This is a genomic window from Paenibacillus marinisediminis, from assembly GCF_054343325.1.
Map to the genome: position 1 here is coordinate 162,049 of NZ_JBTGUH010000004.1, position 20,439 is coordinate 182,487.

The window sequence follows — 20,439 nt, forward strand, 5'->3', positions numbered from 1 at the left end:
TCTCCCCTCCTATAACGCGGAGCCGCACTTCACAGGCTACCCCGACTGCTTGAGCGTCTAGAGCGACCTATGCGGCTCAGTCGACTGCTTCGCCCTCGATGAGAATGAAGTGTGCGGCCAGTACGATTCTTGGCATATCTCGTCAGACCCCTCCTTCTTCCTAAGCTGCGCGGAAGCTTTCTTCTGCGAGCTGACGACTTCTTATATTCGTGACGTACGCGTTTGTTGGCGCGGATGAATCGGTTTCTATTTCGCCGCGATACGTTATTCCGCTTCCTAGAAGAGCTAGATGGTAAAGGCGGGATCGGTTCACCCAGCGGAAGCTCCCTTAGCACATCATCCGATATGCGGCGAACTGTGGTTCTGCCTAACCGTTTCAGCTCCTTCAGGCTTGCAACGTGACGAAATACACCGTCCATTCGGATATATATCTCATGACCGCTTCCTTGCACAGCTTGAAACAACGACTCCTGCTCCATGATGAAGCTGACAAATATTCGGTGCAGCTTCTGCCTGTAGCTATCTATCCCGAATGCCTGCTGAACGGCTCTGCCATTGTGTTTCTGAACCCGTCGCAGCAGCCTCGGCTGCTCCAGCCAACGTCTTACATGTGCCGCAAGGGCTGGCCAATTGCCTGGTTCAACTGCGTATTCATCCTGGTGGACAGCTGACATAATCTCGCCAAGCCCTCCTGAACGATACACTGCGACGGCTCTGCTGAATACAAGTCCTTCCAGCGCGGTCATGCCGAAGCCCTCTGGGATCAGACTTGGCACAATGACGATGTCCATAGCCGGATATATCGATTGGATATCCTTTGCGAATCGAATGAAGGTAAAGCGCGAGGCGTGAGGTGATTGCTGAATGAGCAGCTGGCAATGCTCCAGATATGACGGATTAACCGGTTCACCAATAATGAGAAATCTGCTCTGAGGAAATGAGTCCGCAATCGACAGCGCCATATGGATAAATTGGTCCAGCCCTTTCTGAACCATGAGCGATGATGAGATATAGCCTATTAGCGGGCTATCATCGGCAACGCCAAGCTCCTGCCGCTTCTGCAACCGATGCTGCCCCCAGGTATGCGGCTGCAGGTCCTCCATATGCCAGGATGGCGGCAATAGGAAGCGGCAGGGCATGCTGCGCGGATCGTTTCGCGGGGGAAATGCCTGCAATGCGGTATGCGATGTTCCGATCACCGCATCCGCATAGCTCTCGATTATCGCCGCCGCTTCGGACGCATAGCCATTGTCCGCTATGCATTCTGTAATATGCCACAGCACAGGAATGCCGAGTGACTTGGCCGCCATAGCTGGCAGCGCATGGACGCTCGTATTTGTAAGTACATAGTCCGGCTTTAATTGTTGAAGCAGCTGCAGCATCGCATTCCATTCTGAATGTTGGCGAGCATGCTCCAGCTGTGCATGCAATCCCGCGGACGGCTCCACCATAAGAGGAAACAGGCTGCAGGCTTGAACTCGATAAGAAATACCCGATACATAGGCTTCATGTGATAGAATACCTTCCTCTGGAACGACCAGAATACAGCGATAATGAGGCATCAGTTCACGCAGCATAAACAGAAGGAGCTTCTCTGCACCGGTAATGTAACCGGAATTGCATAGATGAGAGAAGCATACAATTGTAGGTTTCATGCGATAACCCGTTCTTCCGGCAACCGGTGAACAGGAACCGGTTCACCTCCTTCGCCAATGTACTACACTATATTAGACTACTCCTGTCGTCGGCACGACAGATGAACCTCATACAGGCGTACAATTTGCACATCACAAGCACCGATGGACTGCGGTCTATTCCACTCCATATAAAAAACCTTCAAAGCCGCTTGAAGACGGCTCTGAAGGTTCTGAATTTTCCGAAGGTTCTTAAGGTGTCTCTTGTACACTAGGCTTTTAGGGTTGAAAGGATACAAGCGAAGAATGCTGACATGCTGTATGCAGATCTCGCCAGATCTGATTAATACGGCTCTTCTGCATAATCGCCCCCATTCCGAGATAAGGGAATATGCTGTCCGCCATGGATCGCATCGCTTGCGCGGCAGACTTGGATTGCAGCACGCATTCTTTCTCCATTTGCTGAGATACGCTGCCTTGCTCCATTAATTCATTCCACGAACATTCCACATGAAATTTAAAATGGCGCTTCGCTTCCGTATAAGCACATCGACCTTCATTGATAAGATACTCAATAAATGCGGTGCGTCCAGGTCTAGCTGTCTCCCACGCATCTCGATGCTGGTTCAGCATGCTTTCTGCTTCATCCAGAAAGTGCCGCCCTACACCAAGCGTCACAGCAGCAAAGGAAATGGCAGCAAATGCGCCGAACGGATAATCGTACAATCGATGCTGAAACTCAGCGTGCGGCTCCATAATCGAGAACGTACGCTCATTCGGCACAAATGCAGCATGAACTGAAATCGTATGACTGTCAGTCGCCCGCATGCCAAATGCATTCCAATCGTCCATTATTCGTACTTGTTCAGGTAGAAACGCAAAGGATCTTACATTCGGCGCATCTTCTGGCGAGGAGGAGCCTCCATCTTGAATGACCGCATTCGCCGTAAAGAAAGTAGCATGGCGTGAGCCGCTGCAATACTTCCAGGTTCCATCCACAATATAGCCGCCTTCCACTTGCTTGGCAGTTCCCGTAGGCATGCCGCTGCCTGCAATAACCGCCTTATCAGGACTAAATAGAGCCTGCGCGGCCTTTGGCGGCAAGAACGGCACAAAGAAACCTCCGCCCGCTCCGATCGTAACCGTCCATCCAAAGCTGCCATCGATCCACGCAGCTTCTTCAAATACTTCCGCTGCTTGAGGGAGCGATGCCATTAAGCCGCCCAATTGCTCAGGAACGAACAGCTTAAACAGCTTGCGTTCCACGATCCAGTTGATAAATCCTGTGTGTACCGAGCCTTTCTCTTCCATATAAAGAGCTAGCTCTCGAATACGTTCTATTTCTGTATCTGTCCATGGTAGGATCATTTGTGTCATAGTCTCGCCTCGCAGTAACTAAATATTCTTGTAAATGAACTACAGCTATCATTCTACCATGACTTTACAGATTCAACATCTGTAAGAATAAGCATATCCATGTGGCGCGCGATTCGCATTAATCGTTTCATACGGCCGAGCTCTCTCCAGCGCTGTCGCTTCGCGGGCATACCAACGATCAATTGTGTTGCCCTAGCGGCATCTGCTTGATGAACAATTTCCGCTGCCCATGCCCGCCTGCTGACTTCGGAATGCAGATAGAACGTCCCTCCCAGCCGTTCAATTAAGCGGGTGATCGCCGTGATTCGTTGTGAATCAATAGAGCCCTGACGTTTAAATGGTATGCATACAATATGAAGCTGAGCCTTGAGACGATGAGCGATGCGAAAGCCATGGCGAATCAGACGCTCCGCGCTAGAATTAGGCTCCACACATACGAATATCACTTCTTCCCTTCGCCACGGACCGCGCATCTGCGCCCGCCTTTCCCATGATTCTAAGCGTTCATCCACATCATCAGCCACTTCTCGCAGCGCCAGCTCACGCAGCCCGATCAGATTCGAGATGCGAAAGAAATGATTCAGCGCTTGGGGCACTTTATCCATCGCATATATGAGCCCGCTCTGAAGCCGCTCCTGAATCGTCTGCGGCGACACATCAATCAGCTCCATCTCGTCCGCATTTCGCAGGATGCCATCTGGCACAGTCTCCCGCACTTTCACACCAGTCAACTGCTCCACTGCATCATTCAAGCTCTCCAGATGTTGAATATTTACGGTTGTCATCACGGATATTCCAGCTTCAAGCAGGATCTGTACATCTTCATAGCGCTTGGCGCGTATGCTCCCTGGCACATTCGTATGAGCCAGCTCATCGACGAGCACAAGCTCCGGCTTGCGCGCCAGAATCGCTTCCGTATCCATCTCTTCCAGCTCGCGGCCGTTGTACAACACCAGCTTGCGCGGGATTAGCGGCAGCGATCCAGCCTGTGCCGCGGTTTCACTTCGTCCATGCGTTTCTAATAAGCCGATGACGACGTCTACGCCCTGTTCTTGCAAGCGAATACCTTCGCGCAGCATCTTATACGTCTTGCCGACACCAGGTGCCGCTCCGATAATGATCTTGAACCGTCCGCGCCGCAGCTTCATCGCTTTCTCGGCAATCTCTGCCGATGATTGCCGCTTGAAGGGCTGCTTGCGCTCCGCAGGCTCAGCGCGCGCCGGCAGCACGCGCTCGCCTTCGTCAACCGCCCGATCCGCTACAAAGTACAGATCGGCACGAGTCAGCCGCTTCATCAAGCCGACGGCAATTGAACCGTTAAACCATTCCTGCCAGCGCGTCTGCCGAGAATGTCCCAGCACGATTCGGGACATTCCTTCTTCCCAGGCGAAGCGCGCCATCCTCTTCGGGATACCCCTCACAGAGCTTGTCGACAGCTCTGTGAGGGAAGCCCCGAGCTTATCCGCCAGCTTGCGAATCGAACGGCGAAATGAGGCTTGAACTGGCGTCAGCTCCTTATTGTCCATCACAAATGTCACGATAGACAGCTCGCTGTTCAAGCGCTTCGCGATCTGATCTCCGCGTCTGATATGGATGGAGCCGTTCCAGCCGTACTGCGCGAGCACCACGATGCGCTCTGTCGCTCCCGACGGACCCTCTAGTCCGAGTTCATGACGGTGCTGTTCCAGCTCGCCGTTCACATTGTCTGCTATCGTTCGCAGCGCCAGCTCTCGCAGGAGCATCATGCGGCTTCGCTCCGTTAAAGCCCCATTCGACCGATGCGAACGAGGCTTCCCCGTATGGCCTTCTATATCTGATTCATGCTTGCGCCGCTCGAGCAGCGCTTCCGCGGTCACATCAAGGAGACGGACCTCGTCCGCCTCCTTCAACACCTCACCTGGAATGATCCATCTTGTATCCACTCCAGCTATTTTTCTCGCCTGTTTACTTATTCTCTCATCTTCATAGGCGTTCATTGTTGCAATCACGCTGATGCCGTTCTGAATTAAGCAGCGCACATCTTCCAGACGATTGACCCGTTCCGCGCCGACCCTGTTGGGCTGGGCAAGTCCATCGACAAGCACTACGTCAGGCATCAAGGCAACAATGTCCTTCACACAGATATCTTCCATCTGCTGCTCATCCAGCTGCCATCGGTACGGAGGCACAACACGAAGAGCGGAGGCTTCTCCTTCTTGCGATGGCGGCGTCGTTGCCCACACGACCTTTAGTCCCTGCTTAGCCTTGGCCAGCCCTTCGTTCAACAGCTCGGTCGTCTTGCCGGCTCCGCTCGCTGCCGCTACAAGAATGGCGAATCGACCACGCTTCAGCTGCTCCATATATTGCAGCAGCACTTCCGGCGAACGCCGACGATAAAGATCGCTCTCCCGCATGTCATCCCTCCGTTCCTCTACCCCCGCATCATGACTGACTTTCTTTCATCGCCTGCTGCAAGTCCAGATTCAGCAGCAGTACATTAACTCGCGGCTCACCGAATATTCCGAGCTCTGGTGACTGCGTATGCTTCTTCACCAGCTCCGCCAGTTGCTCCTCGCTTATGCCGCTTGCTTCGGCAACCCGCGGAATCTGCGCGGCTGCCGATGCCGGCGAGATATGAGGATCAAGCCCTGAGCCCGAGTTCGTAATAAGATCGGCAGGCGGTACAACTGCCGGAGAATCTGGATTATTTGCCTGCCAATCCGCTACTGACTGCTGAATGCGCGCAGCAAGCTCTGGATTCGATGGTGCATAGTTTGGCGATCCTGCTCCGCCTGCATCATAGGCAATACTGGATACGCGACCATGGAAGTAATAAGGCTCTGTGAACGTTTGACCTATAAGCTCAGACCCGACCGCTCTGCCTTCCGCGTCATACACGATGCTTCCTTCCGCTTTCTTCGGAAATGCCGCTTGAACGACTCCTGTCATGACGAGCGGATAGATGAGTCCGCACAGCACCAGCAAGCCAAAGCTCATACGAATAATCGTACTTAAGCTGCCTGCACCTCGTTCAGTTTCTGAGCTATTTATATCCGTTGTTTTCATAGTTAAGCACCCGCACCTCTCGATATTTCAATCCTAATTTACATCACTAAGCCTAAGCACAGATCAATGATCTTAATGCCGATGAACGGAGCGATCAGTCCGCCGACTCCGTAGATGAGCATATTGCGGTTCAGCATTTTCTCCGAGCTCATCGGTTTATACTTGACTCCCTTGACGGCAAGCGGAATCAAGAGCGGAATGATGATCGCGTTGAATATCAGTGCCGACAGAATGGCTGACATAGGGGAATTCAAGCCCATTATGTTCAATGCAGCCATCTCAGGAATCGCGAGCATGAACAGCGCCGGGATGATCGCAAAATACTTCGCCACGTCATTCGCGATACTGAAGGTGGTCAAGGCGCCGCGTGTCATGAGCAGCTGCTTGCCGATCGCAACAACCTCAATCACCTTGGTCGGATCGGAATCTAGATCCACCATATTAGCCGCTTCCTTCGCAGCGGTCGTCCCGCTGTTCATCGCGATCCCGACGTCCGCTTGCGCCAATGCCGGCGCATCGTTTGTGCCGTCGCCCGTCATCGCTACCAGCTTGCCTGCAGCTTGCTCTCTGCGAATCAGCGCCAGCTTATCTTCCGGCTTGCTCTCAGCGATAAAGTCATCCACGCCCGCTTCTCTTGCGATCGTCGCTGCTGTCAGCGGATTGTCCCCTGTACACATGATGGTTCTAATCCCCATCTCACGCAGCTGCTCGAACCGCTCTTTTATGCCGGGCTTAACTGTATCTTTCAAATAAATAACTCCGTATATGCGGTTATCGACTGCTACAGCGAGCGGTGTTCCGCCTAATGTCGATATCTCTGTAGTCAACGTATCCAGATTCGCAGGGATGCTGCCGCCGCGTTCCAAAACCCAGCGCTTGATGGCATCTACAGCGCCCTTGCGCACCAAGCGTCCATCCGGTAGGTCGAGACCGCTCATTCGCGTTTCCGCCTTGAACGGAATCTCTTCCCCGCTCTCCGCCAGCTCGCGGTCATACGTCCAGCCCTGCTTGCTTACCCAATCCAGCACCGAGCGCCCTTCAGGCGTTTCATCCTGATGCGACGAGATTGCAGCCCAGCGGCTCAGCTCCTCCTTATCCTCATTCACGACTGGATACAGTTCGCTTGCCAACCGATTGCCGTACGTTATGGTACCTGTCTTATCCAATATAATGGTATGAATATCGCCGCATGCCTCTACCGCTTTACCAGAAGTCGCGATCACGTTGAACCGTGTTACGCGGTCCATCCCCGCTATACCGATCGCTGACAGCAGTCCGCCGATCGTCGTTGGAATCAGGCAGACGAGCAAGGCGATCAATTCAGCAACGTTCATCTCAATGTTCAGATATTGCCCGAAGAAGGGCAGCGTCACGACGACGATCAGAAAGATTAAGGTCAAGCTGACCAGCACCGTATGAAGCGCAAGCTCGTTCGGCGTCTTCTGGCGTTTGGCACCCTCTACTAGGGCGATCATACGATCTAAGAAGGATTCGCCGGGATCGCTGGTGATCCGAACGCGAATCCAGTCGCTCACGACGCGCGTGCCTGCTGTGACGGAGCAGAAGTCGCCGCCTGCTTCCTTCAACACCGGTGCTGATTCACCGGTTATCGCCGATTCATCTACAGAAGCTAAGCCTTCAATCACCTCGCCGTCGCCTGCGATCGTCTCGCCTTCACGAACGATGATGACATCTCCTTTGCGCAATGCTGTGGAAGCAACACGAGCGATGGCTCCTCCTTCCGTTATCTTATTCGCAAACAACTCCTTCTTCGTCTGCTTCAAGGAATCCGCCTGAGCCTTGCCTCGGCCTTCTGCCAGCGCCTCAGCGAAGTTGGCGAACCACACGGTTATGAGCAGAATAAAGCTCACTATGCCGTTATACCAGCGCGCTGTCGGTGTCCCGAACAGGTCTGGCGCGATCGTCAGCAGCAAGGTGATAACGAAGCCAAGCTCGACGATAAACATCATCGGATTCTTAATCATGAGCTTCGGATGAAACTTCTTGCATGCCTCGACAGCAGCCTGCTTCAACAAGCCGCCTTGCAGCATGCTCTTCCCTGCCTTCATTCCTCGTCCGCTCCCTGTATCATAGGGAGTCTGATTATTTATAGACATTGACGCCTTCATTGTTATTCCTCCTAGAGCCATACCCTGTTTATCTATCGTTTATTTCCACAATGTCAAATGTTCTGCGACTGGTCCCAGCACAATCGCTGGGAAGAATGTCAGCGCGCCTACGATAAGGGTACAGCCGACAAAGATCATACCGAAAGTTGCCGTATTCGTACGGAATGTCCCGCTCGTTACAGGTACAGGCTGCTTCTTCGCCATCGAGCCTGCTACGGCGAGCATCAGCACCATGGAGAGGAAGCGTCCCAAGAACATGACGCTGCCAGTCGCAATATTCCAGAACGTTGTCGCATCTCCTAAGCCCTCAAAGCCTGAGCCGTTGTTGGCTGCAGAAGAGGTGAATTCGTACAACGCCTGCGTCAAGCCGTGGAATCCGGGATTGCTCAAGGTATCCGCCTGGGTCATAACTGCAACTGCCGTCGGAAACAGGATGAGCAGCGGATGAATTATTAACGTTACTGCGATCAGCTTCATCTCGCGGCCCTCCAGCTTGCGCCCGAGAAATTCCGGCGTTCGGCCGACCATAAGACCGGATAGAAATACCGCGATCATCGCATACATGAGAACGTTGACGAAGCCCACGCCCATACCGCCGAATATGGTGTTCAGCATCATATTCGCAAGCGGGATCAATCCGCCGAGAGGCGTCATCGTATCATGCATCGTATTGACTGCGCCCGTCTCGGAGGCTGTTGTAACGACAGAATATAGAGCAGACTGCGCAACGCCGAAGCGCACCTCCTTGCCCTCCATGCTCGGCCCTTCAATGCCTGCCTGATGCATAACGGGATTGCCCGCCTGCTCAGCCGTTACAGATAAGCCGGTCATCACCACAAACATGATGAGCATCGCGACGAACAGCGTCCTGCCTTCCTTGGCGTTTCCAGCCATCTTGCCGTAAGCAAACGGCGTGGCTGTCGTCACGAGCAGCATCAAGATCATCTGCAGCGTATTGCTTAATGCATTCGGGTTCTCAAGCGGATGCGTTGAGTTCGGGCCATAGAAGCCTCCTCCGTTGTTGCCGAGCTCTTTAATCGCTACAAATGAGGCTACAGGACCACGCACAATCGTCTGCTCTTCTCCCTGCAGTGTCGTGACCGTTTCGCTTGGCGACAAGGTCTGAGGCACTCCACATGCTGCGAACAGCACAGTTGCGACGATTGCGATCGGCATGAGCACCCGAGTAATCGATCGAACCATATCAACGAAGAAGTTACCCATCGGTCTGCCAGTAAGCCCGCGGATAATAGCAAATACGAGCGCAAGCCCAGTCGCCGGAGAAGTAAACATGAGGAATACGATGGCGACCATCTGCGACAAGTAAGATAAACCCGTTTCACCGCTATAGTGCTGCAGATTCGTATTCGTCATAAAGCTGATCGCGGTATTAAAGGCCAAGCTGGGCTCCATGTTCGGGACACCGCTTGGATTCAGGGGCAGGTAAGCCTGCACTCGAAAGATCGTATACGTGATTCCGATCATCACAACATTCGTAAGCACGAGAGCCATCGCATAGCCCTTCCAGCTCTGATTCACTTCTCGTATCCCGAATATCTTGAACAAGAAGCGATCAACCGGACCAAGAATGCGGTCGCCTGGCAGCGGTGCTCCTTCGTTATTGAACACCTTCGCCAAATAATGCCCTACCGGTCGCGCCAGCAAAATAACGATCACAATCGTAATACCAATAGATAACCAGCCCAAAGCTGTCATTGTGCAGCTCCACCTTTCTCGCTTATAACCCCTATAGGAATCTAAAATTTCTCTGGTTTAACCAATGCGTAGCCAAGATAGATAAACAGTGCCGCTACAAGCACTCCCAGCGCGATCATCATGACGTTCACCTCGCTAATCAGCTTTCTAATTCAGAAGCGCTCCAACGATATACGATATATACGATCGAGGACAGCAGCCCTAGCAGCGCGACCATAATGACATCCAGCACAGTCTTCACACCCCTTATGAACAAATGAAGCACGATTCTCCTAATTTCAGCGCCGAATCGCAAAAAACCGCACGGAAAGAGGGGGTCCTCTTCCCATGCGGTTATCCAGTCACAGCTATAGAAAGCCGGACATCCTGCACGACGAAAGAAGGCTGCCTCTATGGACGCTTACGAGGTTAGCTGACGGATTCGGGCGCATGAGTCGCCCTACTCGGCTGGCCGCCGAGATTCACCCCTGCATGACTGAGCTTTTCTCACTCTGACATGCCTAATTGGTTCCCCCGCTCCCCTGCAACAGGGATTAAGCGATGAGCTTGGCCTTGGCTCTATGAAATTAGGATCAACCTGCAGCTCTGCTAACTGATCAGGTCCGTCAGTAGAAACGATACCTGCTCGGATTGTGTGTACAATACCATATCCGCTCCGAGCAGCTGATAGATCGATCTTGGATTATGATGCTTCGTAATGACCACGATACTGTCTGTGGTCCATGGTCGACAGTGCTTCAACAGTCGACAGGTCAACGCAAAGCTCGTTTCAAATAAATAAATTCGTCCTACTCTCCGCGAAGGCTGAGAGTCTGTCAGTGACTTGGATGTGTTGATGCGCCAAATATTTTTCACACCAAGCTTTTTCATCCGGGCATCGCACTGAGCATTGTTAACAACTGCGGCAACCGGGATTCCGGCTCCCTTAAGCGATCGAACGAAGTCCACTCCCATAGCATTAGGAGCGAATACCGCAATGGTTCGATCCGTATCATACATGATCCTCACTACCTCCTAAAATGTCCGCAAACGCATCATTCATTCGGGTAAGAGGCTGATCTGCATGCGCTGTATCTAATGTACCTGACCTAATACTTCATGTACTTTAGCATAAACGCGCCTCTCCTCGGACGCTTACGAGGTTAGCTGTCGGGTTCGGAATCGAAGAGTCGCCCTACTGGTTGAAGCGACAACTCACTTGAACTTCGTGAATATGTCCTTAACCGGATTCACCCCAGCGAATATTATCCGCTTGGCAGCTCCAATCATCTTGCGGCTGCAAGCTATATTATTCGCGATAATGGTTCCCCCGTTTCCGCAATACGCGGAATTCAGCGATGAAATCGCAACGGCAATGATCAATTTCTGAAATGTATCTTACGCCTCTCACAACCTTCATGTAAACGAAACTGAAAGTTGCTATTGAATTATTAAAGCTAGATTCATGTGACTAATCACACACTATCTTGTAATTTCATATTCACAGCTATGTCTTGCTCGTTTATTCTAGCGTTTATTAGATTGATGCAGTATAGATCAGATAATTTAAGAACGGTATGGTTGTAATCGTTTTTTCGACATAAAGCAATCGTTTAACGCTCATCTAATCTATTTTTTTCCACACAACACAAAACCGCCGCTCGGAAAGTCCGCGCGACGGCTATCTACTTAAACTAAGAGCCATATATGGTCACAAACAGCTGATGGAGTCGGTGGGCATAAGTATGCTCACGCAGTGTGCGTGCAAGTCCGCGCAGCGCAATCTCACGGCGTGCTTCCTCATGCTTAAGATAATGTTCAATCTTCTGAAGCATTTCCTCCGGTGAGCTATAGGTCTCTATCTCAACTCCTGGGGTGTAGAAGCGCGTCAGATCACTGCGTACATCTGTCAACTGCAGCGTTCCGCAGCCCATGATCTCAAACGTGCGCGGATTAGGTGAAGCACCGACGACCTGTGCCGAATTGCTATTAAAGGTATCATCGTCATGCGAGCGATGCATGTTAATCACGATCTTCGTTTTGTTGTACATTTCTGCTGTTTCTTGCGGGGTGAGCCAGCGTCCAAGATCAACCTTATGCGTGTATTTGCCATACCCTGCCGCGCGATCCCACCATATTCCGGAGATTCGAATATCATAGGACATAAGCCTTGAGAAGATAGGATCTAAGAAGCGCACTCGATTCCAATAAGCAGTGCCGATGAAGCATACCTCACGCAATCTGCCGCTCGAAGTGGTCCTAGGCTGAAAATGTCCGGGATATACGCCAAACGGCAAATAGTTTACATTCCTGCAGCCAATGGATTGATAAAAGCTGACACAGTTCATTTCCAGGGTGAAAATATAATCATAATGCGGTACCACATTCTTCATCACATCTGTATAGTAAGGATCATCCGTCAACCAGATTGCCGTGCGAATTCCGATCGCTCTCAGCTCATTCAATTGCTCCACCGGAAGCTCCATCCCGTCCAGCGCAAGGACGAGATCTGGTCTGACCTGAGCTGCTGTAGCTGCTACTGCATCCTTCGGACCTATTGTTGTCACTTGGGCAACCATTCCCCGAAGGGTCGCGATCATTCCTTCATCAAGCGGCGAATAGGGATATCCCTTTCCAGTCGATACATACATGACGTGTATGTGCCTGAACGGAATCTCCGGACGAATCAACTGTACGATTGATGCTGCTCGGCCTCTAATATAGCCTTCCTGATAGCCTTCAAGCAGACCTATTCTACGTCTTCGCCGCGCTCGAGTCGCGGTTAGTGGGGGTCTCCTGCGGTATGTTAGTCCACGGGGGATTCTCATCCATCACACCTGACCTGCATAGGCCATCTGATGACCATCCTCAAAGCCCTTTGCAAAGCCCTGATTGAAGCCTTCGTTATACGCTTGGTTATAAGCCTGATTGTATGTCGGTCGTGTCGTGCGAGTTAATTTGGAGCGCCGCCCCCGTACTCCACTTTGACTTTTTCTCTTAATTCGTCGCTGGAATCGACTATTGCCCACACTTTTTTTATAGGAAATATTCATACGGCGCGGCTTCAGACGGCGATATATGGCTCTCTTAACCACTCCCTTACCTCTTCTTGCCGACACTTTCCCCTTGAGGCTATACACGAGCTGATTCCTCCTGTCATTCTGGACTGTTTATCCCGCTTGGCAGACATATGCCATTCGCATTTCGCTGATATACAGCATATTCCCTGCCTGTCAGACGGTACACGGTCTTTGCGCCTAATTGCTGGGCTAATATCACAGATGATAAGCATGAATGACTGGAGCAGCCATAATGGGGAAACCTTCGCCCAACGTAATCCGCTCCTGTTCTGAACGCGAAATGACCTTGCCCTCCAACTGCCAGCGAGACAGAGCATGAGCAGTCATAAATTCTCGGCATACTTCCCCCTGCCGTTGATAGCATCTTCCTGATTCGGTCTGGAATACAGCCCCGTCCGGGATACTGCCATCCGGTAAGGTTCTCATATTCCACTTGTTCTCGGCGAGAGCAGCGTCCATTTCGTTCCCGGTCGGATATCCCAGAAGATCCACTTGCGACAGCCTCACTACAGGTATGCGAACTGGACCTTTCAACGGATATTTGCTGCCATGCTCGATCCAGTAGATCGTCTCGCTGAGGCCAGTGGCCGCCACATGCGTAGGGAAGTACTGCTGAGCACGATGGTGTACGACCGTCTCACCGCGTTCATTAATCGTCCAACGCCGCATTCTGTTGATCCAATCCGCAGGATTCCCCCATTTTGCGCTAAAGAACATCGCATTTCTATTATTTACATGGTCAAACTGCGCGCCCAGATCTCTCATGCTTTGGCTTCCGTAATGGTGAATAAATGTATCTCTAGCAATCACCAGCTTTCTGCCGCCTAGTCGCGCCCTTACAATGTAATCTTCATCCTCAAAGTTGCCGATCTCATACCCCTCATCAAAGAATCCCGTAGCCTGGAAGAAGGAGCGAGTAAATAAGTAGCAGAACCCGACGATCCTGTCGCAATACTGCCACGACTCCGGATTAGCTTTATTGTATCTGGCGGCAAATTTCCACATATCATTTACGTCATGATAACGTACGGGAATTTGCTGTTCACCGCTAATGTAATTCGTAACAGGCCCTACTATACCGATGTTTGGATCGCTATGCAGGCAGTTCAGCAGATTGGACAGCCAGTTCGGTGTAACGAGAGTATCATTGTTTAAAATGCAGATCGTTTGACCCTTGGCCATCATCAGTCCTGTATTGACTGCGCCTGAGAAGCCGCGATTGCTCTCGTTGATATGGAAGCGAAGCTTGCCAACCATCGACTGTAAATATGCTCCCGTACCATCTGTAGATGCATTATCGATGACTATGATCTCATGATTGTTCGGCGTATGCTTCTGAATGCTGTCGATACAGTCTTTCAGCATATCCAGCTTATTGTAAGAAGGAATTATAATGCTCGTGCCCTCAATCATCGAGCAATATTGCTCTTGTCCGCTGCGCAGACCCTCGGCATATCCATAGGAAAAGCCTTGTTCAAATTGCTCATTCGGCATAGATCGAACGGTCTCCATGAACGGAAACTTTCTGCGTCGTTTCGCTTTTCTAATGCTTCGTTTGCGAATGGGCATCAGCCTCTTCCGCTTCAACCTCAACGACTGCTCCCCCATATCCCTCACCTCCATCTTTCAACTTAAAGAAGCTTGATGCATCAGTATATATGTCCACGCGCATCACACTAATGATAATTCACCGCTGACAAGCTTGTTTGCCAGATGACCGAAGTCGATCGCCACCTTGCCAAATTGCTGTGCGATGCGCTGAGACAGGATAACAGCAGGGATGCCCGCTGCTACTAGCGCCACATCAAAGTCATGCTGAGATGTCTCATTCAGTACACGCGGAATATCATGCATGCCCAGCACTGGAGAGACTATTCCTGCAACATGAATGCCTTGCTTCTGCAGCACAACGGCTAGCTCCGAGGCCGCATTGCCAACGATAAGCACGCGGCGCCCTTGCATAATTCGCAGCATATAGCCCTTCTGAGCCAGCAAATAGTTGATAGTCGAATACGTCATACGCATCTGTCCCATATGCAGACCATAAGCTCTGAAGGCTGGCAACAACAGACCGTAATAATTAGGCGCACGCGAGACCGGTATCCCTACGTATGTGGCGTGCCGGATCGCTTCCGCGAGTTGATTGCGGTGCTTATGATCAGGGATATCAATTCCCGAGTACCCTAGGAATGGCCCTTCTCTCCGCGCCAAACCTGAGGATATGACCGAATCATGCGCCAGTGCCAGCACCTCGCCATCGCCAAGACGAACTAATGAGAGCGGTCGCTTCTCATGTAGTGCGGCTTGTATCTCTATGAATATAGCCTCCGGTCCCATTAACGGGCACAGCAGATGCCGAACCAGCTCGAAGCCGAGCGCAATGACATGCTCAACAGGGACTTCCGGAAGGATCATATTTTCAGGCACATGACGTGCTAGAATCCCTTCTCCACCTTCGTACTTTCCTTTGCGATAGCCATCCTCAAAGGAGATGCCCAGCTCTGCTTCAATCTGTGTTGGAGATAAGGCACCTACTAGCCCGGCAGTTTTCTTTTGCTTCTTTAGATTGCGCCAGTCCTTCTTCGGGCGTTTGCGGCGCCTGCGCTGTGGTATGGCTGGCTTATCATTCTTCATCCTGTTTCGACGGCGAATGTGCCTTGCTCTAAGGGCGCGCTTCGCTGCAGACGGCTGGCCCTGAATTACCGGTTCCATACAATCACCCCCTACTCCTTATAAGCCCCTGAACGAACACGCTCCCACCATCGCCTGTTGTCAACGTACCATCTGACCGTATGTGCCAACCCTTCTTCCAAGGATACATTTGGCTTCCATCCCAATTCCCGTTCGCTCTTTAACGGATCGATTGCATACCGTCGATCATGACCCAATCGATCTGGAACATACTGTATCAGCGATTCAGGCTTGTTTAGAAGCTTCAGGATCATGCGTACCAGCTCTACATTGGTGTGTTCCTCACGCCCGCCAATGTTATAGACTTCTCCAGGCGCTCCGTGCAGATAAGCCGCGTGAATGGCTGAGCAATGATCGAGCACGTACAGCCAGTCACGAACGTTCAATCCATCACCGTAGATCGGAATCGGTTCGTGATGTAGTGCACGCAAGATAACGGTTGGAATCAACTTCTCGGGGAATTGATAGGGGCCATAGTTGTTGGAACAGCGAGTTGTAATGACCGGAAGGCCATAAGTATGGAAATAAGACCGCGCCATCAGATCAGATCCGGCCTTGCTCGCAGAATAGGGGCTGTTGGGCTGAAGAGGGGAACTCTCTTCGAAACGTCCTGTTTCACCTAGTGTTCCATAGACTTCGTCTGTGGAAATGTGAATAAAACGTTTCAACTGATGAAGCCGGGCGGCTTCCAATAGATTGAAGGTGCCGAGGACATTCGTTCGTACAAATTGCTCAGGATCTGCAATGCTGCGGTCCACATGAGATTCTGCCGCAAAATGAAACACGGCATCATAACTGACCGCTTGAAACAGCGCAGCCACATGATTGCGATCTGTAATATCAACACGTGCAAGGCGGCAGCGATCTGATCCTTGCCAAGCTGCGGCATTATCGGGATTGCCCGCATAGGTCAACGCATCTGCATTCGTAATCCGCAGTTCTGGGTATAATCGGAGCATATAGCCAATGAAATTACTCCCGATAAAGCCCATTCCTCCCGTTACCAGCACATGCTTCATAGCTGAACCCCCTTCAGCTTTAATGATGCTTCCTGGAGGGAATCGAATGTGCCCGCATCTGTCCACCAGCCCTGCAACATACTATGACGCAGCTTGCCATGAGCGGCATACAAATTGTTGACATCGGTTATTTCCATTTCACCGCGTGCAGATGGCTTAATCATCTTGATATATTCAAACACTGACGTATCATACATATAAATTCCGGTCACACAATAATCAGACTGCGGCCGCTTCGGCTTTTCTTCGATCCGAAGAATTCGATCAAGGCCGTCTCCATAAAACACAGGTACTCCATATCGACGAGGATCGTGAACTCGCTTCAGCATGACACGCGCTTCCCCATACTCCTGCTCTATGAACTGCTGCACATATGGATTTAGATCGTCCACAAACAAATTATCCCCCAGCAGCACGACGAACTTCTCACCCTTGGCTAGGAACGGCTCCGTCAATGCAAGCGCCTGCGCGATTCCGCCTGCTCCATCTTGAATAACGAAGCCAACTCTAATGCCCATATGTTTGCCGCTGCCGATATAATCTATATATAATGCGGCCGATAACTTGCCGATGACGAATAGTAAGTCCGTTATACCGGCAGAACGCAAACGCTCAATACCGTAGCCGATCATCGGAGATTTGCCAACCGGCAGCAGATGCTTATTCACCAGCTTCGTTAACGGGTACAGACGAGACCCGGTTCCGCCCGCTAATATAATCCCTTTCACCATTTTCACTCCTCAAATGTACGAGTTGACGACGATTTATATAAATTGATGAGGATCAATTCTCCACTTGTCGATAAAGAGATTATAGTTTCGCTGAACCAGCTGCTTAAGCGCGCTGTCCCCATGCTCTCGGAAGCTTTTGCTGCCATAATGATGAACGAGCACATCACCGCATATCATAATCCCGAATCCGCTTATCCGAGCACGCAGGCAGTAATCGTCGTCTTCATAATGACCTGGACTGAATCGTTCATCCAGCAGTCCGATCCTTTCGATCACTTCCCGTCTCATGACAAAACACAGCCCGACAATTCGCTGGACACGGAATCGCTTGGACTTGTCAGGTTCATTGATTGCTCTTGCGATTCGGTGAAATTGCTCTAGATTATCGTAATCGTACACGACCTGCTGCTTCCCAGAAGCATAATTCGTTATGGGGCCGACGATGCCGACATCCTCATTTTCTCGAAGCGCGGCTCGCATGTTCTCAAGCCATCTTGCCGACACGATGACATCGTTGTTCAGCAAGACGATCACATCGCCGGTTGCCAGCAGCATCCCCATATTACAAGCATGGGGAAAGCCGCTATTGTGCGGCAGCGCCGCGAACACAAGACCCGCTTCACGGCAATAGTCCACTGTTCCATCGGTGGAGCCGTCATCGACTACAATTATTTCATAGGGAGAATGAGTATGCTGCCGAATCGCTCGAATGCATTCATTCAGCAAGCTTCTATTATTGTAAGTAGGAATAATAATACTTGTAACGGAAGCTGATCTGATGGCGCTGCTCACGATGAATTCCTCCTTGTTGCGATCCGACTTCGCACCTGCTGCGGTTCATGCAAACTGTCTCCCTTATGCTCCCATATCGCATGTATGGCTTCCATATGGTCGCCCAAGATAAGCTGCGATACAAGATTGTCTTGCCCTACATTCGTATCGCGCACTCTATTATGCTTAATGACATCAACAGCCTGCACACTCTGTACGTTTAATCCGCGCAGCAGTGCGATGGCATGGGCCTTCGGCGGAACACTAAGCTGCTGTACCCCTATCGTTTCTATCGCTCTGCGGCTTAACGCATGCGGAATCGCGGTCATAGAATTCACATTAAGGTCTCCACGCTCTAAGATGGTGTTCAGCCATCGTTTACAATGGCTGATATTATCCTGCTGATCGAAGCGGCCCATGAATGGCCGAAGATCGTTCAAGGCAACATCTACCCCTTGTTCAACTGCCCATAAGAATGCGCCAAGCTCTTCAGCCGAAACCGCGAAGTCACTATCCGCAAATAGAATTGCATCCGCTCTCGCCACTTTTGCCCCAATCGCGCGGCCTACATCGTGACCAAGCTTATAAGGGTAATAGATGGTCGTGACATCGCTGGATCCGCTCCGAACGGCTTCATAAGTACTGTCAGTAGAACCGTTGATGATGACGATCACATCATCGACGACGAGACGTTCTAGTTCAGCAAGAACAGTCTTGATCCCTTCCTGCTCGTTGAATGCGCACAATACGATTGCCATGCGCTTCTTGCTAGGAAGCAAGACCAACTGAGGGATAGGCTGAGGATACCCGGAGGCAAAGCCAGATCGATAAGCCGCCCCCAACTGCTTCACTGCCTTATAACGCTTCTCTCCTCCCAGCACAGCTTGATAGTACTCGCAGAATAAAGCTCGCATGCGTCTCTTCAGCGCTGGAAGCGACGGCAGCTCAGTTTCGGCCATGCTGCTTGCATCACGGAAGCCTGCTTCCACCGCGGCTTGCAGTTGGACTTTACTGACTATGGCAGCGGATGTCTTGAACATGGATTTCTGTGAACGTGCAGAGCGCACTTTCCTGCCGCGCTGTTTGCGCCGTGAATTAGCCAGGCGTGACTTTCGTCCCCATATTCTCTGTCTCCGGCTTCTCGGTGCCGCTGGATATCGTTGCTTGCGTCGTGCATATCGATTATTAGGAGAACTCTTTGCCTTCAAGCGCTTCACCTCACCAGTTGACGTTGCCGATCCATATCCGTATATCCGCCGCGCGGGCCAGTATGCTCGATCATCCAACGCAAGGATTGCAGATGATCATTATCAATTAATCGCTCAAGCGGATCTACCGCGCCTTCCTTGACACGCCTCTTGTTCATTCTGCCTACATCAATCGCATGTGCGGGAATGAGCCGCAGCTGCTTATGAATCGCAATAACATGCGCCAGCGGCGGAATGGAGAGATGCTCTGGTCCGATCAGTTCCAACGCTTTTCGGCTTAGCGCGTGCGGAACTGCTGTCATCGACATTCCTCGCAGATCCGATCGAGAGAGTAATTCATTTAATACATGCTTGGCCAAGACGACACGATGCACCTGATGTTTATTCGTTGGCCCAGAATAACGATTGAGCGCAACATCAGCCCCCGATGTAATCGTGTGAACAAAGGGACGCAGTTGAGCTGCTGAGATAACCATATCTCCATCGATGAACAACAGAACTTCACCTTTCGCAGCATATGCTCCTACAGTACGGCCTACATCGTGCCCAAGCGGTTCGGCATGTCGAATAACGCGTGCCCCAGCACGCTCAGCAATTCGATCCGAGCCGTCGGTCGTGCCATTCGCTACGACGATAACTTCTGCGGCGGCATGTACTTTCCTGGCTTCACGAATAACCTTAGCAATCGTGCGACGCTCGTTCATAACGGGGATGATGACAGATACATAGGGATGAGGGTGAGACATTAGAGGACGTACAGCTTTCAATGCGCGCTTCTTGCCTCTGTTGACGCGCACGCGGGATCTTGATGAGGTATATGCTCTAAACCTTGACTGCTTAGTTGGGTACTCCTTTTGTCCTAATGATGGATCAGTACTGCGCAACCGCCTATGCTGACGCATACAATTCCCCTCCTTGCTGCATACATGCTGCTTCCTCCCATTGTATGAGCAGTGACAGATGTGGTAACGGCATATGTACAATCCAACAATTTTGTCCAAACCCACAAATTAATAGAAATAAAGGGACTGAACCTTAGTCATTTTCATGACATATGGT

Annotated in this window: 17 protein-coding genes and 2 riboswitches; all 17 genes read right to left on the bottom strand. The window is 51.2% G+C overall.

From position 1 onward, the window contains the following. Positions 1–29: 29 nt before the first annotated feature. Entirely contained in the window at positions 30–1,655 is a 1,626-nt protein-coding gene (locus ACXX53_RS11960) for a glycosyltransferase family 4 protein (protein ID WP_458568883.1), read from the bottom strand. A gap of 258 nt (positions 1,656–1,913) precedes the next feature. Beyond that, positions 1,914–3,011, bottom strand: a complete 1,098-nt coding sequence (locus ACXX53_RS11965) for an acyl-CoA dehydrogenase (protein WP_458568884.1) — start codon at positions 3,009–3,011, stop codon at positions 1,914–1,916. Positions 3,012–3,064: 53 nt separating this feature from the next. Continuing rightward, on the bottom strand, positions 3,065–5,404 hold the full coding sequence (locus tag ACXX53_RS11970; protein ID WP_458568885.1) for a histidine kinase: 2,340 nt from the start codon (positions 5,402–5,404) through the stop codon (positions 3,065–3,067). 28 nt (positions 5,405–5,432) lie between these two features. Further along, entirely contained in the window at positions 5,433–6,056 is a 624-nt protein-coding gene (gene kdpC, locus ACXX53_RS11975) for a potassium-transporting ATPase subunit KdpC (protein ID WP_458568886.1), read from the bottom strand. A 38-nt stretch (positions 6,057–6,094) separates the two neighbouring features. Further along, on the bottom strand, positions 6,095–8,125 hold the full coding sequence (gene kdpB, locus ACXX53_RS11980) for a potassium-transporting ATPase subunit KdpB (protein ID WP_458569052.1): 2,031 nt from the start codon (positions 8,123–8,125) through the stop codon (positions 6,095–6,097). Positions 8,126–8,224: 99 nt separating this feature from the next. Beyond that, the gene (gene kdpA, locus ACXX53_RS11985; protein ID WP_458568887.1) at positions 8,225–9,901 is read right to left on the bottom strand and encodes a potassium-transporting ATPase subunit KdpA; all 1,677 of its coding nucleotides are present in this window, start codon (positions 9,899–9,901) and stop codon (positions 8,225–8,227) included. 41 nt (positions 9,902–9,942) lie between these two features. Beyond that, entirely contained in the window at positions 9,943–10,023 is an 81-nt protein-coding gene (gene kdpF / locus ACXX53_RS11990; RefSeq protein ID WP_458569053.1) for a K(+)-transporting ATPase subunit F, read from the bottom strand. A gap of 261 nt (positions 10,024–10,284) precedes the next feature. Further along, a riboswitch (cyclic di-AMP (ydaO/yuaA leader) is annotated at positions 10,285–10,451 on the bottom strand. Between the two features lie 38 nt (positions 10,452–10,489). Further along, the gene (locus tag ACXX53_RS11995) at positions 10,490–10,900 is read right to left on the bottom strand and encodes a hypothetical protein (RefSeq protein WP_458568888.1); all 411 of its coding nucleotides are present in this window, start codon (positions 10,898–10,900) and stop codon (positions 10,490–10,492) included. A 116-nt stretch (positions 10,901–11,016) separates the two neighbouring features. Next, a riboswitch (cyclic di-AMP (ydaO/yuaA leader) is annotated at positions 11,017–11,248 on the bottom strand. A gap of 326 nt (positions 11,249–11,574) precedes the next feature. Continuing rightward, positions 11,575–12,708 carry a CgeB family protein gene (locus ACXX53_RS12000; protein ID WP_458568889.1) on the bottom strand — a complete coding sequence of 378 codons (1,134 nt, stop codon included), beginning with the start codon at positions 12,706–12,708 and terminating at the stop codon, positions 11,575–11,577. Between the two features lie 3 nt (positions 12,709–12,711). Further along, positions 12,712–13,020 carry a hypothetical protein gene (locus ACXX53_RS12005; RefSeq protein ID WP_458568890.1) on the bottom strand — a complete coding sequence of 103 codons (309 nt, stop codon included), beginning with the start codon at positions 13,018–13,020 and terminating at the stop codon, positions 12,712–12,714. Between the two features lie 135 nt (positions 13,021–13,155). Beyond that, positions 13,156–14,568 (bottom strand): glycosyltransferase family 2 protein, encoded by a 1,413-nt coding sequence (locus tag ACXX53_RS12010; RefSeq protein ID WP_458568891.1) that lies wholly within the window; start codon positions 14,566–14,568, stop codon positions 13,156–13,158. A 63-nt stretch (positions 14,569–14,631) separates the two neighbouring features. Then, on the bottom strand, positions 14,632–15,672 hold the full coding sequence (locus tag ACXX53_RS12015) for a GT-D fold domain-containing protein (protein ID WP_458568892.1): 1,041 nt from the start codon (positions 15,670–15,672) through the stop codon (positions 14,632–14,634). Positions 15,673–15,683: 11 nt separating this feature from the next. Then, complete coding sequence (gene rfbB / locus ACXX53_RS12020; RefSeq protein ID WP_458568893.1) at positions 15,684–16,670, bottom strand: dTDP-glucose 4,6-dehydratase; 987 nt, start codon at positions 16,668–16,670, stop codon at positions 15,684–15,686. Continuing rightward, positions 16,667–17,398: a sugar phosphate nucleotidyltransferase gene (locus ACXX53_RS12025; protein WP_458568894.1), complete on the bottom strand. Its 732-nt coding sequence runs from the start codon at positions 17,396–17,398 to the stop codon at positions 16,667–16,669. Before ACXX53_RS12025 ends, rfbB begins: the two co-directional genes overlap by 4 nt. A 36-nt stretch (positions 17,399–17,434) precedes the next feature. Then, a complete protein-coding gene (locus tag ACXX53_RS12030) occupies positions 17,435–18,193 on the bottom strand; it encodes a glycosyltransferase family 2 protein (protein WP_458568895.1) in 759 nt (252 codons plus the stop codon). Continuing rightward, positions 18,190–19,458 (bottom strand): glycosyltransferase family 2 protein, encoded by a 1,269-nt coding sequence (locus tag ACXX53_RS12035; protein ID WP_458568896.1) that lies wholly within the window; start codon positions 19,456–19,458, stop codon positions 18,190–18,192. Before ACXX53_RS12035 ends, ACXX53_RS12030 begins: the two co-directional genes overlap by 4 nt. Next, positions 19,386–20,282, bottom strand: coding sequence for a glycosyltransferase family 2 protein (locus ACXX53_RS12040; protein ID WP_458568897.1), 897 nt, complete (start codon positions 20,280–20,282; stop codon positions 19,386–19,388). The genes ACXX53_RS12035 and ACXX53_RS12040 overlap by 73 nt, the downstream gene beginning before the upstream one ends. Positions 20,283–20,439 lie beyond the last annotated feature (157 nt).